The organism is Nocardia sp. AB354 (genome assembly GCF_049538315.1).
Lineage (GTDB): Bacteria > Actinomycetota > Actinomycetes > Mycobacteriales > Mycobacteriaceae > Nocardia > Nocardia nova.
Map to the genome: position 1 here is coordinate 267,107 of NZ_JBMVFU010000003.1, position 16,356 is coordinate 283,462.

At 68.4% G+C, this 16,356-nt stretch carries 8 protein-coding genes; 4 read left to right on the top strand and 4 right to left on the bottom strand.

All coding sequences use genetic code 11. The annotated features are described in order from the left end of the window. Positions 1–32 precede the first annotated feature (32 nt). The 4 genes from ACPCUW_RS06075 to ACPCUW_RS06090 all read right to left on the bottom strand — a co-directional run bounded on the left by ACPCUW_RS06075 (position 33) and on the right by ACPCUW_RS06090 (position 5,313). Positions 33–719, bottom strand: coding sequence for a TetR/AcrR family transcriptional regulator (locus ACPCUW_RS06075; RefSeq protein WP_305779548.1), 687 nt, complete (start codon positions 717–719; stop codon positions 33–35). Continuing rightward, a complete protein-coding gene (locus tag ACPCUW_RS06080) occupies positions 716–2,977 on the bottom strand; it encodes an MMPL family transporter (RefSeq protein WP_305779547.1) in 2,262 nt (753 codons plus the stop codon). Before ACPCUW_RS06080 ends, ACPCUW_RS06075 begins: the two co-directional genes overlap by 4 nt. 89 nt (positions 2,978–3,066) lie before the next feature. After that, positions 3,067–4,377 carry an ammonium transporter gene (locus ACPCUW_RS06085; protein ID WP_063011062.1) on the bottom strand — a complete coding sequence of 437 codons (1,311 nt, stop codon included), beginning with the start codon at positions 4,375–4,377 and terminating at the stop codon, positions 3,067–3,069. Between the two features lie 93 nt (positions 4,378–4,470). Beyond that, a complete protein-coding gene (locus ACPCUW_RS06090) occupies positions 4,471–5,313 on the bottom strand; it encodes a hypothetical protein (RefSeq protein WP_423423928.1) in 843 nt (280 codons plus the stop codon). Between the two features lie 435 nt (positions 5,314–5,748). On the opposite strand from ACPCUW_RS06090, the gene ACPCUW_RS06095 reads away from it, so the two are divergent. The 4 genes from ACPCUW_RS06095 (at position 5,749) to ACPCUW_RS06110 (ending at position 16,294) form a co-directional block, all read left to right on the top strand. Then, positions 5,749–8,799, top strand: coding sequence for a DNA polymerase III subunit gamma and tau (locus ACPCUW_RS06095; protein ID WP_423423930.1), 3,051 nt, complete (start codon positions 5,749–5,751; stop codon positions 8,797–8,799). Between the two features lie 299 nt (positions 8,800–9,098). Continuing rightward, positions 9,099–10,310: an acetyl-CoA C-acetyltransferase gene (locus tag ACPCUW_RS06100; RefSeq protein WP_063010983.1), complete on the top strand. Its 1,212-nt coding sequence runs from the start codon at positions 9,099–9,101 to the stop codon at positions 10,308–10,310. A gap of 38 nt (positions 10,311–10,348) precedes the next feature. Next, a complete protein-coding gene (locus ACPCUW_RS06105; RefSeq protein WP_063010985.1) occupies positions 10,349–12,511 on the top strand; it encodes a 3-hydroxyacyl-CoA dehydrogenase NAD-binding domain-containing protein in 2,163 nt (720 codons plus the stop codon). 198 nt (positions 12,512–12,709) lie between these two features. After that, positions 12,710–16,294, top strand: coding sequence for a protein kinase domain-containing protein (locus ACPCUW_RS06110; RefSeq protein ID WP_423423933.1), 3,585 nt, complete (start codon positions 12,710–12,712; stop codon positions 16,292–16,294). Positions 16,295–16,356: the final 62 nt, after the last annotated feature.

Genomic DNA, 16,356 nt, shown 5'->3' on the forward strand with positions numbered 1-16,356 from the left:
GCGGCCGAATCCGGTCGGCGTGAGCGGTCGGCCTATCCCTGCTCCCGCAACTGCGCCAACCACCGCGCACCCTCATCGGGATCCGGCGTTTCCCCGCCGATGACGTCCAGGACCGCATGCCCGAGGCAGGCCGCCGCCATGACCCGGTCGGCGACGGCTTCGGTGTCGCCCCACGGCAGATGGGGTTTGGCGATGAGCAGCGACGCGATGCCGTGGGCGGCGGCCCAGAGTTCGAGCACCAGCGGCATCGGGTCGCCGGGCGCGATCACGCCGGAGTCCATCGCCTCCTGCACCGTCTGCGAAAACCGTTGGAACGCACCACTACCCAGCACCACGTCCACCGCGGAGGGGCCTTCGCCGGGTGAGGCGGCGGTGGCGACTCGGTATTGACCGGGATGCTGCAAGGCGAAGCGCACATAGGCCAGACCCTGCTGACGCATCCGGGACATGGGCGAGACGGTCGGGTCGCTCGCGGCGCCGATGGCCGCGTCGAGATCTTCGAACACCTCCGCCACCGCGGCATCGATGAGGTCGTCCTTGTCGGCGAAGTGGCGGTAGATCGACGGTGCGGTGACGCCCACCGACTTGCCGACCTCACGGATCGACACCGAATCGGCATTACCGGTGCGAGCCAGCAACTCTCGTGTCGCGGCGAGGATTTCGGCGCGCAGCTCGGTACCGGAGCCGCGGGCGGAACGGGGACGGCTCGAACGTGTCACGGCCGCCCCGCCGGTTCCGGTTCCGCGGCGCGCTCCGGCGTCGCGGGCGTGGGATGTTCGGTGAGACCGAACCGCTCGTGCCAGCGTGCCAAGGGGCCTGGGGCCCACCAGTTTCCGCGGCCCATCAGCCGCATCAGCGCCGGAACCAGCAGCATGCGGATGACGGTGGCGTCGGCCAGCACGGTGATCGTGAGACCGAGACCGAACATCTGCATGAACGACACCTTCGCGGTGATCATGGCGCCCAGCACGATCGCCATCAGCAGGGCGGCCGCGGTGACGATGCGACCGGTCCGGGCGACACCGATGGCCACCGAACGGTCGTTGTCGGCGGCGGTGCGGTCGGAAGCCAGCCAGGCCTCGCGGATGCGGGAGAGCAGGAACACCTCGTAGTCCATCGACATCCCGAAGGCCAGGCAGAACATCAGGATCGGCATGGTGGGCACCAGGAAGCCGGTGGGCGTGAAGCCGAGCAGCCCGGAGAAATGCCCCTCCTGGAAGATCCACACCATCATGCCGAACATCGCGGTCAGCGACAGCGAGTTGATCACCACGGCCTTCAGCGGGAGCACCACGCTGCCGGTGAACAGGAACAGGACCACGAAGGTCGCCAGTGCGATCAGCGCGATCGCCAGCGGCAGCCGTTCTCCCAGGGCGTGCAGGGAGTCCACGTTCATCGCCGCGGCACCGCCGAACAGCGCCGGCGAGGGCGCGGGCACATCGCGCAATGCCTGCAGCTGATCCTTCGCCTGGTGGGAGTACGGATCGAATGTCGATGTGACGGTGAGATATTGGCCCGAGTCGCCGGCCATCCCCGGCGCGGCACCGCCCATCCGGGCGCCGGACACGTAGACGCCGCTACTCGACAGCACCGCGTTCACGCCGTCGACCTTCGACAGCGCCGTGGCGTAGCCGCTGATCGCCTGGGGTTCACTCGGCGCACCCGGCAGCACGATCGTCGTCCCGGTTCCGGAGTTCACGGCGGGGAATTCCGCCCGCAACTCGTCGCCGACCGCGCGGCTGGTCGATCCGGCGGGCAGCACCCGGTCGTCGGGATAGCCGAATTTCACCCCGAGGAATGGCGCGCCGACCGCGAGCAGCACCGCGATGATCGCGATGGAGACCGGCAACGCCCGCCGCATCACCCAGGTGACCGTGCGATACCAGCCGGACTCGTGCTCCGGTCGCGGTGCGGGCTCGGTGCGGCCGAACAGTTTCCGGATCGCCACCCGCAGATTCCAGGAATTGATCCGGTCCCCGAGCAACACCAGCGCCGCGGGCAGAATCACGATCGATGCGATCGCCGCGGCCGCCACCACCGCGACCCCGGCATAGGCGAACGACTTCAGGAAGTACATGTCGAAGACGCTGAGCACCGCCAGCGCGAGCGCGACCGTCAGCGCGGAGAACAACACCGTGCGTCCCGCGGTCTGCACCGCCCGCACCGCGGCGGCCTCGTGGCTCGACCCCGCGGCCAATTCCTCGCGGTATCGGCTGACGATGAACAGGCTGTAGTCGATCGCCAGGGCCAGTCCCAGCGCGGTGGTCATATTCAGCGCGTAGATCGACACATCGGTGAAGAGGGTGAAGCTGCGCAGGATCGCGAGGGTGCACAGAATCGCGAAGATCCCGACCGCCAACGGCAGCGAGGCCGCGATCACGCTGCCGAACACCAGGATCAGCACGATCGCGGTGAGCGGGACCGCGATGCCCTCGGCCATCGCCAGATCCTTGGTGACCTGGTTGTTGACATCGTGGTAGACAGCGGCGATTCCGCCCGACTGCACGGTGACACCCGGCGTGGAAACGGGCAGGGAGCTCGCGATCTCACCGGCGGTGCGCTGGGCCTTGTCGTCGCCTCCGGTGAGATAGGCCATGACCAACGCGCTCTTACCGTCGGTGCTGCGCAGTGCGGCGGCCAGCTGCGGCGGACTGGTCCAATACGAGCGGACGCCGACGGTGTCGGAGCGACTGCCGAGCCGGGCGACGATGTCGGCGCCGGCCGAGCGGGCCGCGGCCGACTCCACGCCCTCGTCGGCGTGCACCAGCAGCACCAGATTGGGCTGGGCGCCGTTGAACTCGTCGGCCACCAGTTGTGCCGCGCGGGTGGATTCGGCCTTGTCGGAGGTGAATCCGCCGGCTTGCAGGTGGGCGGTGACCGTGGCGCCGAAGCCGCCGCAGAGCAGCGCCAGGGCGAGAGCGGCGAAGAGCACCCGTTTCGGGTACCGGGTGGCGAGCCGTGCGATGCGGGTCAGCATGAGTGCTCCTCGGGCGGCCGGCATTGGGTAACGGTGTTAGCGTAACGCCGTTACCCTAGCCGGGCGCAAGAGGAGAGCCGGGATCGGTGTCAGCGATCCCCGTCACCGGCGGGTCGCTCACCGCCGTTGTGCGGATGATGACCGAACAGCCCGCGCGGGGCGTGGCCGTGCACACCCTCGACATAGGCGGTCTCGGCGTGCAGGGCGAAGTCGATGCCGCCGACCTCGTCCTCCTTGCTGACCCGGAAGCCCATCACGCGATCGATGACCTTGCCGATCAGATAGGAGACGCCGAAGGCCCACAGCGCGACCACAACGACGCCGACCGCCTGCTTTCCGAGCTGGGCGAGTCCGCCGCCGTAGAACAATCCGCGCGATCCGCCGGTCATCACCCGGTTCGCCAGCACACCGATCAACAGGGTGCCGACCACGCCACCGGTGAAGTGCACGCCCACCACATCGAGCGAATCGTCGTAGCCCGCCTTGAATTTCCAGCCGACCGCGAAGGAGCAGACCACACCGGCCGCCAAGCCCACGATCACCGCGCCGAGGGCATTGACCGAACCGCACGAGGGCGTGATCGCGACCAGACCGGCCACCGCGCCGGAGGCCGCGCCGAAGGTGGTCGGGCGGCCGTCGCGGATCTGCTCCACGATCAACCAGCCGAGCATGCCCAGACAGCCCGCGACCAAGGTGTTCAGGAAGACCGCGGCGGCCAGTCCGTCGGCCTTGAACGCGGATCCGGCGTTGAAGCCGAACCAGCCGAACCACAGCAGTCCGGCGCCCAGCAACACGAACGGCAGATTGTGCGGGCGCATCGCGTCCACCTTGAACCCGATCCGCGGTCCCAATACCAGCGCCAAGGCGAGAGCCGAAGCGCCGGAAGCGATTTCGACCACCAGACCACCGGCGAAATCGAGCACGCCGAAGGAAGCCAGCCAGCCGTTCGGGCCCCATACCCAGTGCGCGATCGGAGCGAACACCACCAGCGCCCACACCGGTACGAACACCATCCACGCGGAGAACTTGGCGCGATCGGCGATGGCGCCGCTGACGAGCGCGACGGTGAGGATCGCGAAGGTCAGTTCGAAGGTCGCGTACAGCAGTTCCGGAACGCCGCTGCGCACGGTGCCCGGGGTGATGCCGGTCATCGCGAAATGCTCCAGCCCGCCGATGAATCCACCGCCGGCGTCGTCACCGAAGGCCAGGGTGTAACCGAACAGCAGCCACACCACGGTCACCAGCGGGATGGAGATAAAGCTCATCATCAGCATGTTCAGCACGCCGGTCGTGCGCACCATGCCGCCGTAGAAGATCGCCAGGCCGGGGGTCATGAGCAGGACCAGCGCGGTGCTGGTCAACAGCCACGCCGTGGCGGCGGGGTCGATGGTCGGGGGCACGGACAACTCCTTTTCCACACGCGTTCGCGTGGCAAGAAACTACCGAACCCCTCGTGTCGGGCCGATGAGCGAGTCTGGTACTTCCGTTCGGATTCAATTCCCGCGCTTGCGAGCCTGCCGGGCCAGCGCGCGCCGGCCGCGGTCCCCGGGGACCGGCAGATCGTCCTCGAGCGCGACCCATTGCGCCGTGACGAGCCACTGCTGCTGGGCGCGGGCGTCGGCGGTGTCGTTGAACACCCGGCGGCCGCCGTCGTCGCGCAGCTCGTGCGCGAGAACCGACCAGCGCGGCGGGCGGCCGCGGGTGGTGCGGTAGGTGTCCAGGAACTCGGCCACGAGGGTGCCGACTGTGTTGACCGGACGCAGTGACACGCGGTTGCCGTATTTCGCCGAGTGGAAGCGCCGGGCCGCGCACAGCGAACGTGGCGTGGCGTCGAAGGCGATCCACCCCGCGCGCTGCGCCCGTTCGATGAGCCACAAATGTTTGACCGCATTCGGGGCGATATCTCCGACGCGTTCCCGGATCAGCGTCATCACCGGTTCGGCGGCGAGAATATCGCGGCGGGTCGGGCCCGTCGCGTGGGTGTGCCAATAGTCCTGGGTCAGCTCGGCGAGCGTGCGGCCGAATTCGTCGATACTGCGCTGCGCGCGCCGGCCCAGCCGTTCGATGCGTTCGGCCTCGGCGCGTATCCGATTCTGCGCGATCAGGGTGTGAATGGCCGGCAAGGTGGGAACCTGGCCGCGGCCCAGCAATTCCAGAATGGCGCCCGCGGTGGCCGGATCGGCCGCGGCGGAAACCGGAAGGGAATCGCGGTTGCGCGCGAACTCGCGGGGGCCGATGGCGCGGCTGAGCAGATCGGTGGCGGTCCGGTCGCCGGCGAAATCGGTATGTGAGAGCCAGGCGGCGGCGATGTCGTCACACGACGGCACGGTCGTCATTACCCGTCATTACCTCCGAAACGGGCCGGATGTTGTTGCGCCCCGGTCGGGATGAGGGACCGACCGGGGACACCAACCTGATGAAGGTTTGGCTACCGAAGTTGCCGAAATCAACGGTAGTCAGCAGAGTGGATCGGGCGCTAATCGGGTGACGGAATCGTTACGTCCATAATTTCGGGCGCAAACGGGGCGCGTGTCCGAAAGTTTTCGTTACTCGACGGCCCGCAGACGAAATCGGCAGAACATTCACACCGTTTCCGATTTCCGGGCGCGAACCGATTGTCGACCAGGTCGGTTGTCCGCGGTGAGATCGGACGAAGAGAATGCTTGTGATGTAGATCATAGTTTATTCATGTCGCCGAACGCTTCGGCGGGTGGGGTGGATACCGGGTGCGCGAATGGTTCCCTGTCGGTGTCCGCCGGTACCCTCGGGCCGTGGCTCTGTACCGGAAGTATCGACCGGCATCCTTCGCCGAGGTAGTGGGGCAGGAGCACGTCACCGATCCGCTGAGTACCGCGCTCGACACCGGGCGGATCAGTCATGCCTACCTGTTCTCCGGCCCGCGAGGTTGTGGCAAGACGTCCTCGGCGCGCATTCTGGCGCGCTCGCTGAACTGCGTCGAGGGTCCGACCTCGCGACCGTGCGGGGTGTGCCCGTCGTGCGTCGCGCTGGCTCCGGGCGGGCCCGGCAATCTCGACGTGATCGAACTCGACGCCGCCAGCCACGGCGGCGTGGACGACACCCGCGAGCTACGCGATCGTGCGTTCTACGCGCCCGCGGAATCGCGCTACCGCGTCTTCATCGTGGACGAGGCGCATATGGTCACCACGGCCGGATTCAATGCGCTGCTGAAGATCGTCGAGGAGCCACCGGCCCACCTGATCTTCATCTTCGCCACCACCGAGCCGGACAAGGTGCTGCCGACCATTCGCTCGCGCACCCATCACTATCCGTTCCGGCTGCTGCCGCCGGCCACCATGCGCGGGCTGCTCGGCAAGATCTGCGAGCAGGAACAGGTGCAGGTCGAGGAATCGGTCTACCCGCTGGTGATTCGGGCCGGCGGCGGTTCACCACGCGACAGCCTCAGTGTGCTCGACCAGTTGCTGGCCGGCGCCGGCCCCGAAGGTGTCACCTATCCCCGTGCGCTGGCGCTGCTCGGCGTCACCGATATCGCGCTGATCGACGAGGCCGTCGACGCGCTGGCCGCCGACGACGGCGCGGCCCTGTTCGCCACCGTCGACCGAGTGGTGGAGGCCGGCCACGATCCCCGCCGCTTCGCCACCGACCTGCTCGAACGCATCCGCGACCTGATCCTGCTGCGCGCGGTTCCCGATGCCGCCGAGCGCAATTTGGTCACCGGCCCCGGCGATGTGATCGACCGGATGGCGGACCAGGCCGACCGGATCGGCCCGGCTACCCTCGCCCGCTACGCGGAGCTGCTGCACGAGGGCCTCGGCGAGATGCGCGGCGCCACCGCGCCCCGGCTCCTACTGGAGGTGGTGTGCGCCCGCATGCTGCTGCCCTCGGTCTCGGAGGCCGAATCGGCGGCGTTGCAGCGACTGGAACGGCTGGAACGGCGGATGGAATCCGGCGGTGTCCCGGCCGCCGGGCCCGCCGCGGCGCCACAGTCGTCCGCTGCTCCCGCCGCCGCGCCGGAGTCCTCCGGTGGCGCGGGCCGGCCGTCCGGTGAGCCACGCCGCCGTGGCGCCGAAGCGCTGGCCGCGATGCGGGGGAAGAAGAGTGCGCCGCATCCGGCGCAGCGAGCGCAATCGCCGACCGGTCCGCAATCATCGGCGACGCCGCAGTCCCAGCAGGAGTCGCAAGGACAACGGCCCCAAGGTCTTTCGGCCGATTCGGACGGTGCGGCCCCGGTCGGTGGCCCGTCCTCGGATGATCGGTCCGCACCCGGTGCCGCCGATGTTCCGGCGACCGGTGAGCAGGTCTCCGCGCCCGGCTCCACAGCGTCCGCTGAAGCCGGATCGGCCGACCGTGAAACCGGTCGTCAGGCGTCGACCGGTACGGATGGGAACGAAAAGGCCACGGCGACAACCGCTTCCGACCCCGCCGCGGGCAGTGCCGATCGGGGCGTCGAGTCGGGACCGGACGCCGGATCTTCCTCCGGCGCACAGTCGGTTGCCCATACCGAGCGACATGACGGGGCGGTGGAGTCCGCTCCTGATCGGGGCGCTGCCGCAGCCGAATCGGCCGCCGGCGATCTGCCGTCCGCCGCGGATCCCGTCGCCCAGCCGGAATCGCTCGACGTGTCGCATCCCGAACCCGGTAGCGCGGCCTCCACTGCCCCCCGAAGCCCGGTGTCGCCCGAATCCGATGAGGGCGCTCACGCCCGGCAGAACGCCGCCGCTTCCGGCTCGGTCGCGGACGGACCGGAGGTAGGAGATCCCTCGGGCTCGGCCGCGTCCACCGAAAGGTCCTTCGAGCCCGAGCCCGATCGCGATTCTGTTCCGGCCGGTCGGCCGACGAGCGCCGCGGGTTCGAACGGTCCGGATGCCGGCGCGGGTCCCGATTCCCGCGGTGCCGAGTCCGAGTCCGCCCCCGCTTCCGGCGATGATGCCGGTGCTGCCCGAGCTTCCGTCGCCGAACCCGCTGCGGCCGCCGGCCCCGGGTCGCGGGATGCGTCGGGCGCGGTGGTGGACCGCGCCGCAGATGGTGCGACCACGGAACCGGTGGCCTCGCCCGCCGATACGGGTGGGGACGTTCTGCGGGAGATCGAGACCGCCTGGGCCGATATCCGGGCCAAGGCGCGAGAGTCGAGTGCGGCCTTGCCGGCGCTGCTCTCGGGTGCGGTCGGGGCCGTTCGCGTCGAGGACGACACGATCGTATTCGCGCATCCGCATGCTCCGCTCGCGCAGCGTCTGTCGATCCCGCAGAACATCGACGCCGTCCGGGCCGCGGTGCACGCGGTGATCGGCCGGCAGTACGGCGTGCGGTGGGAAGTCGGGTCGGGTGACTCCGGTGGTGCGCGTGCCGGTGGTGCGGCCTCGGAGCGTTCTGCCCGCGGCGGCGCGGAACCGCCGGCCGGCCGGGGTGCGGGCGGGGGCAACCCCGGGCAGCAGCAACCTCCGCGATTCGTCCGGCCCAGCCAGAACCAGGCGCAGCCGGCGGACGGCGATGCGCGCGGCGGTCAGACCGACACCAGGGGCGCCGCGGCCGATCGGCGCGACAGTCAGGGACAGGGCCAGCGGCGGGAATTCCGCCCGCCGCGCAGTGCCGGTGCCGCCGACCGAGCGGCGCCGGACGACGATATTCCGCCGCCCGAGGCGCCGGACCTTCCGGACGATCCCGGGCCGCCGGACTACTCGCCGGTAGGTTACGACGGTGTCCCACCTGCGTTGACGCCGGAAGAAGAGCAGGAGATGCTCGCGGAATCGGCGCGACCGGTCCCCCCGGAACAGCGCCGCGACCCCGATGAGGTGGCCTTGGAGTTGCTGCGAACTGAGTTGGGTGCCACACATCTGGGTGGTTGACAGCCACCTGCCGGAATACGTTAAGTTAACCGGAGTTCGCATCCCGCTGTACTATGAACGGGTGGTCGTCAGCATCGGTGCTACGAGGTTCTATGGTATGCCCAGGCATACGGGCGCCCCGGGGCCTCGTAGGTCGATGCATGTCGGCGTTTGTACAGCGTTATGCGCTCGGCGGACTTGTGGAGGGAACCGTGTGTGACCTCCCGGTTCGCCGGTGTGGTGTGCCTGCGGGCTCGCCGGGATCGAACACGGTCGGTCGGATGGCCGGTCGGCACCTTTAAGGAAGGAAACACTCCGATATGACCACAGAGGCCTACATTTTCGAGGCCATCCGCACCCCGCGCGGCCGCAACAAGAAGGGCTCGCTGCACTCGGTCAAGCCGATCGATCTGACGACCGGTCTGGTCCAGGAGCTGCGCAACCGCTTCCCGAACCTCGACGAGGATCGCATCTCGGACATCATCCTGGGTGTCGTGTCGCCGATCGGCGACCAGGGTGCCGACATCGCCCGCACCACCGTGCTGACCGCGGGCCTGCCCGACACGGTCGGCGGTGTGCAGATCAACCGCTTCTGCGCCTCCGGCCTCGAGGCCGTGAACATGGCCGCGCAGAAGGTGCGCTCCGGCTTCGAGGACCTGGTCCTCGCCGGTGGTGTCGAGTCGATGTCGCGCGTCCCGATGGGCTCCGACGGCGGTGCGCTGTTCGCCGACCCGGCCACCAGCTACGACCTCTACATCGCGCCCCAGGGCATCGGCGCCGACCTGATCGCCACCATCGAGGGCTTCACCCGCGAGGACGTCGACAAGTTCGCCGTGCGCTCGCAGGAGCTCGCCGCGCAGGCGTGGTCCGGCGGCTACTTCGCCAAGTCCGTCGTGCCGGTCAAGGACATCAACGGCCTGACCGTGCTCGACCAGGACGAGCACATGCGTCCCGGCACCACCGTCGAGGATCTCGCCAAGCTGAAGCCGTCCTTCGCGGGCATCGGCGAAATGGGTGGCTTCGACGCCGTCGCGCTGCAGAAGTTCCACTACATCGAGCAGATCGACCACGTGCACCACGGCGGTAACAGCTCGGGCATCGTCGACGGCGCCGCGCTGGTGCTGGTCGGCACCGAGGAGGCCGGCGCCGCTTCGGGTCTGACCCCGCGCGCCCGCATCGTCGCCACCGCCACCAGCGGCGCCGACGCCACCATCATGCTCACCGGCCCGACCCCGGCGGCGCACAAGGCGCTGGCCAAGGCCGGTCTGTCGGTCGAGGACATCGACCTGTTCGAGATCAACGAGGCCTTCGCCTCGGTGGCGCTGAAGTTCCAGAAGGATCTGAAGATCCCGGACGAGAAGCTGAACGTCAACGGCGGCGCCATCGCGATGGGCCACCCGCTGGGCGCCACCGGCGCGATGATCACCGGCACCATGGTCGACGAGCTGGAGCGCCGCAACGCCCGCTACGCCCTGGTGACCCTGTGCATCGGCGGCGGCATGGGTGTGGCCACCATCATCGAGCGCGTCTGACGCCCAACCCTTCACATTCTCCAGGAGAACGAAAAACTATGACAGAGAACATGATCGGCTGGGAAAAGGACGCCGACGGCATCGTCGTGCTGACCATGGACGACCCGAACCAGGGCGCCAACACGATGAACGAGCTCTACAAGAGCTCGATGCACGCCACGGTGGACCGCCTGGTCGCCGAGGTCGACGACATCAGCGGTGTCGTCATCACCTCCGCGAAGAAGACCTTCTTCGCCGGCGGTGACCTCAAGAACATGATGAAGACCACTCCGGAGAACGCTCCGGACATCATGGAAGAACTCACCAGCATCAAGGCCGACCTGCGTCGCCTCGAGACCCTGGGCAAGCCGGTCGTGGCCGCCATCAACGGCGCCGCGCTCGGCGGTGGCCTGGAGATCGCGCTGGCCACGCACTACCGCATCGCCGCCGACGTCAAGGGCGTGCAGATCGGTCTGCCCGAGGTCTCGCTCGGCCTGCTCCCGGCCGGTGGCGGTGTCACCCGCATCACCCGCATGCTCGGCATCGCCGACGGCCTGATGAGCGTGCTGCTGCAGGGCAACAAGTTCACCGCGCAGAAGGCCAAGGCCAAGGGCCTGATCAACGAGGTCGTCGGCAGCGTCGAGGAGCTCGTCCCGGCCGCCAAGGCGTGGATCAAGGCCAACAAGGACAACGCCGAGGCCGCCACCCAGCCGTGGGACCGTAAGGGCTTCAAGATCCCCGGCGGCTCGCCGTCGAGCCCGGCGCTGGCCGCCAACCTGCCGGCCTTCCCGGCCAACCTGCGCAAGCAGCTCAAGGGCCAGAACATGCCGGCGCCGCGGGCCATCATGGCCGCCGCGGTCGAGGGCGCGCAGGTCGACTTCGACAACGCGTCGCTGATCGAGTCGCGCTACTTCGTCTCGCTGCTGACCGGCCCGGTCGCGAAGAACATGATCCAGGCCTTCTTCTTCGACCTGCAGGCGATCAACAACGGCGGTTCGCGACCAAAGGACGTGCCCAAGCGTGAGATCAAGAAGATCGGCGTGCTCGGCGCCGGCATGATGGGCGCGGGCATCGCCTACGTCTCGGCCAAGGCCGGCTACGAGGTCGTGCTGAAGGACGTCTCCCAGGAGAACGCCGACCGCGGCAAGCAGTACTCGGTGAAGCTCGAGGAGAAGGCGCTCTCGCGTGGCAAGACCACCGAGGAGAAGTCCAAGGCGCTGCTGGATCGCATCCACCCGACCGCCGATCCCCAGGATCTGGCCGGTGTGGACTTCGTGATCGAGGCCGTGTTCGAGAACCCCGACCTGAAGGCCAAGGTCTTCCAGGAGATCGAGGACGTCGTCGACGCGGACGCGCTGCTGGGCTCCAACACCTCCACCCTGCCGATCACCCTGCTGGCCAATGGCGTGAAGCGGGCCGAGGACTTCATCGGCATCCACTTCTTCTCCCCGGTCGACAAGATGCCGCTGGTGGAGATCATCCGTGGCGAGAAGACCTCCGACGAGGCGCTGGCCCGGGTGTACGACTACACCCTCGCGATCCGCAAGACCCCGATCGTGGTCAACGACAGCCGCGGCTTCTTCACCTCTCGCGTCATCGGCACGTTCATCAACGAGGCCATCATGATGCTCGAGGAGAACATCGACCCGCAGACCATCGAGCAGGCCGGTCTGCAGGCGGGCTACCCGGCCGCGCCGCTGAAGCTGAGCGACGAGCTCAACTTCGAGACCATGCAGAAGATCTTCAAGGAGACCAAGGAGGCCGCCGAGAAGGACGGCATCGCGATCTCCGCCGCTTCGCTGGCCTCGGGCCGCGTGGTCGAGACCATGATCGACAAGTTCGACCGCAAGGGCAAGCTGCACGGTGCGGGCTTCTACAACTACGCCGACGGCAAGACCGCCGGTCTGTGGGAGGGCCTGCGCGACGCCTTCAACTCCAAGCGTGAGCTGCCCGAGGGCGTCACGCTGCAGGATCTGAAGGACCGCATGCTGTTCATCGAGGCCATCGAGACCCAGAAGTGCTTCGACGAGGGCGTGCTGACCAGCACCGCCGACGCGAACATCGGCTCGATCTTCGGTATCGGCTACCCGGCCTGGACCGGTGGTGTGCACCAGTTCATCGTCGGCTACCCCGGTGGCACGGAGGGCTTCATCGCCCGTGCCGACGAGCTGGCCGCGAAGTTCGGTGAGCGCTTCCAGGTGCCGGACTCGCTGCGCAAGTAAGGTTCTCGCCACGCCGAGATGCTCTGCGACGGCCCGGATCACGTTTTCGCGTGATCCGGGCCGTGTGCTATCTCGTCGCCTTCACCCGCGTGTCCGCTGCCGATGGAAACGGTCGCGAATCGAAGCGGGCGGAACTGTGTCCGGATGCGCACCGACCGCGCTACGTTGGAATGAGGGCGGAACGTTCGAGGTGGCCAGATGAATCCACAGACGGGCAAGGTCCGCAGCGACGACGATCCCGCGGCGGACTCGGAGGCAGCCGCGGGGGCGAATACCCAGCGCTACCAACCGATTCGCATCGCCGACGAACTCGAGGCGATGGGGTTGTTCGATGCCCAGGAGATCGGGCGCGGCGGTTTCGGGGTGGTCTATCGCTGTGCGCAGCGGGCGCTGGATCGCGTGGTGGCGGTCAAGGTGCTGTCCTCGGAGATCGACGAGGAGAGCCGGGAGCGGTTCCTGCGCGAGGAACATGCCATGGGCCGGCTGTCGGGCCATCCGAATATCGTCGACGTCCTGCAGGTCGACGTCACGCCCAGCGGCCTGCCGTTCATCGTCATGCCGTTCGCCGCGCACGGCTCGCTGGAACAGCTGATCCGCGATCACGGCCCGCTGAGCTGGTCGGATTCGCTGCGGGTCGGTGTGAAACTCGCGGGCGCGATCGAGAGCGCACATCGTGTGCACGTCCTGCATCGGGATGTGAAACCGGCGAACGTGCTGCTGAGCCGCTACGGCGAACCACAGCTCACAGATTTCGGCATCGCGCGCATTCCGGGTGGTTTCCAGACCTCGACCAGCATGATCACGGGATCACCGGCCTTCACCGCACCCGAGGTGCTCAAGGGTGAGGAACCGACCGTTAGGTCGGATGTGTACGGTTTGGGCGCAACCCTGTTCGCGCTGCTGACCGGGCACGCCGCCTTCGAACGCCGCTCCGGCGAGCGCGTGGTCGCCCAATTCCTGCGGATCACCACTCAGCCGGTCCCGGATCTGCGCGAGCAGGACATTCCAGCCGATGTGGCGGGCGTGATCGAACAGGCCATGGCCCAGGATCCGGCCGATCGCCCGGCCTCCGCCCTGGAGTTCGGGCAGGAGATGCGCGCGGTGCAGATCGCGCACGGCGAATCGGCCGACGAGATGGCTCTGCTCGACGGCGAAACGACCGACGGCCGCACCGCCGCCACCGAGGCGCCGCCCCACCCGATCACCTCGCGTCGCAGCCGCGCGGTCCTGGGCCTGCCCGCGCTGCGCGCTCCGGGGGCGCCCGCCCTCGCCCCGCCCGCGACGCTACCGCCCACGGCCGCAACGAAATTCCGTCCGCCGACCCCGGCCCGCGAGCCGATTCCCCGGCCGCGGCTGCTCGATATCCTGCGCACGGGTGGCCGCCGTCGGCTCGCCGTGATCCACGGACCGGCGGGCTTCGGGAAAAGTACGATCGCCGCCCAGTGGCGCTCCGAACTCACCGCCGACGGCATCGCGGTGGCGTGGATCGGGATCGATCACGACGACGACAACGAGGTGTGGCTGCTGGCCCATCTGATCCAGGCCATCCGGCGAGTGGCGCCGGATATCGGTTCCGGGCTGGCGGAGGTGCTCGAGGAGCGCCCCGCGGAGGCGGTGCCTTATGCGATCTCCACCCTGATCGACGAGATCCACAGCGGCGGGCAGGTCGTCGTGGTGGTGGTGGAGAACTGGGATCGGGTCTCCGACGAGGGCGCGCATCGGGTGATGGATGCGTTGCTGGAGAACGGATGTCACCATCTGCGCTTCGTGATCACCACCCGCGAGCAGTCCGGTCTGCCGCTGAGCCGGATGCGGGTATGCGACGAGCTGGTCGAGATCGGCAGCCACGAACTGCGGCTGACTCTCGCCGAGACCCGGCAGATCTTGCTGGAGCGCAACAAGTTTCCGCTCACCGACGAACAGGTCGAACAGATCCACGCCGCCACCGACGGGTGGCCGGCGGCGATCCAGCTGGTCAGCTTGTCGCTGCGCGGAGCCACCACGGGCGCGCCCGTGGATCCGGCGCAGCTGATCGCCCATCTATCCGGCGGAAACCACGCCATCCGGGAGTATCTGGCCGAGAACGTGCTGGCGGGGCTCGAGCCGCGCATGCTCGAATTCCTGATGTCGATCTCGGTCGCGGAGAAGCTCAACGGCGGGCTGGCCGCGGCCCTCAGCGGTGAACCCGATGCCGAGCAACTGCTGGAACAGGCGCAACAGCGCGAGCTGTTCGTCACCCGCGTCGAACACGACCCGGGCTGGTTCCGGATCCAGCCGCTGTTCGCCGAGCAGTTGCGTGCCCGGCTCGACCGGGTTCATCCCGGCAAATTGAAATCGTTGCACCGCAAGGCATCTCGCTGGTACGCCGAACATCAGCAACTGCGCAAGTCGGTCGATCACGCCCTGGCCGCCACCGATCTGAAGATGGCGGTGGATCTGGTCGAGAACGGCGGCATGGACCTGATCGACACCTCGCGCCTGGCGACCCTGCTCGGCACGGTGTCGAAACTGCCTGTGCAGCAGGTGACGTCGCGGTCGAAGCTGCTGATGACGCTGGCGCGCGCCAATATCAATCTGCAACAGTCCGGAGCGGCCCGCACGGCGCTGGGACGGCTGTCGAATATGCTCGCCCGCAGTTCGCCCTCCGATGCCGATGCCACCCGGCAGCGCTGTGAGGCCGCGGTGCTGTCGGCCGCCGATCTGGTGGCCCGCGACCGCACCGACGGTGTGCTCGAGAAGGTGCTGCCGTGTCTGGAGGAGCCCGACGAGCTGCCGCCGTGGACGGTGTCCACCGCCGCGAATCTGGTGTCGTTCGTGCGGCTGTGCGACTTCGATTTCGACGGCGCGCTGGCCATCCAGGACTGGGCCGCGCCCTATCACAGCAGGTCCAAGGATCCGCTCGGGGTGGTGCTGGGTCTGCTCAATACCGGCGCGGTGGCCTACGAGAAGCTCGATATCGACACCGCTACACGGTGTTTCGAGCAGGCCTGGCAGATCGGCCGGGAGCGCTCGGGGCCGCGTTCGCATGCCGTGCGGGTGGCGGCGGCGCTGCTGGGGGAGCTGAGGTATCGGCGCGGTGATCTGGAGGCTGCGGATCGGCTGCTCGAGCAGAGCCACCAGTTGCCGGCGCGGATCGGTGCGGTGGATTTCATGATCACCACGTTCGTGGTCGGTGCGCGAGTCAAAGCGGTGCTCGGCGATACCGAAACCGCGCGAGCCCGGCTCGACGAGGGTGCGCGGATGGCGGCCGAACGCAAACTTCCGCGCATGGCCGCCCATATCCGGGCGGAACGGCTGCGGTTGGGCCTCGTCGAGCCGCCCGCGGGGCCGGAGCCGCCCGCTCCGGTGCTGCGCCAGTCCGCCGGTACGGTCGCCCTCACCGCGGAGGCCGAGGAGGTCGCGGCCGTGCGCGTGCTGCTGGCCCGGCACTATCGCGGTCTGGACGGGGCGAACGTGGCGGCCGAGGGCCTCGAATCGGCGGTGAAACGGGCGCGCGCGCTCTACGGCCGGATGGTCGAACAAAACCGTCCCCGTGCGGAATTGGATGCCGCGCTACTGCTGGTCGAATGCCTGTCGGTCGCCGGCTGGAACGGTGAGGCGATCACCTCACTGCTGCCGGCGCTGGACCGCTGTGCCCGATTGGGCTGGACCAGACCACTTCTCGACGCCGGCCCGGAATTGAGCTATCTGCTGCATTCACTGCGTGACGACATGCTGCTCGCCGGGGAGGGCACCGGATCGTTCGATATTCCGCGGCCGTTCCTGAACGCACTGCTGCGCTGAGAACGCCGACGGGCCGGATTCGTCGCCACGAATCCGGCCCGCCGGCACCATATTTCGCGCCG

Coding starts and splice junctions, on each gene's coding strand:
- ACPCUW_RS06080 (WP_305779547.1), bottom strand. CDS start 2,977: ATGCTGACCCGCATCGCACGGCTCGCCACCCGGTACCCGAAACGGGTG.
- ACPCUW_RS06090 (WP_423423928.1), bottom strand. CDS start 5,313: ATGACGACCGTGCCGTCGTGTGACGACATCGCCGCCGCCTGGCTCTCA.
- ACPCUW_RS06100 (WP_063010983.1), top strand. CDS start 9,099: ATGACCACAGAGGCCTACATTTTCGAGGCCATCCGCACCCCGCGCGGC.
- ACPCUW_RS06105 (WP_063010985.1), top strand. CDS start 10,349: ATGACAGAGAACATGATCGGCTGGGAAAAGGACGCCGACGGCATCGTC.
- ACPCUW_RS06110 (WP_423423933.1), top strand. CDS start 12,710: ATGAATCCACAGACGGGCAAGGTCCGCAGCGACGACGATCCCGCGGCG.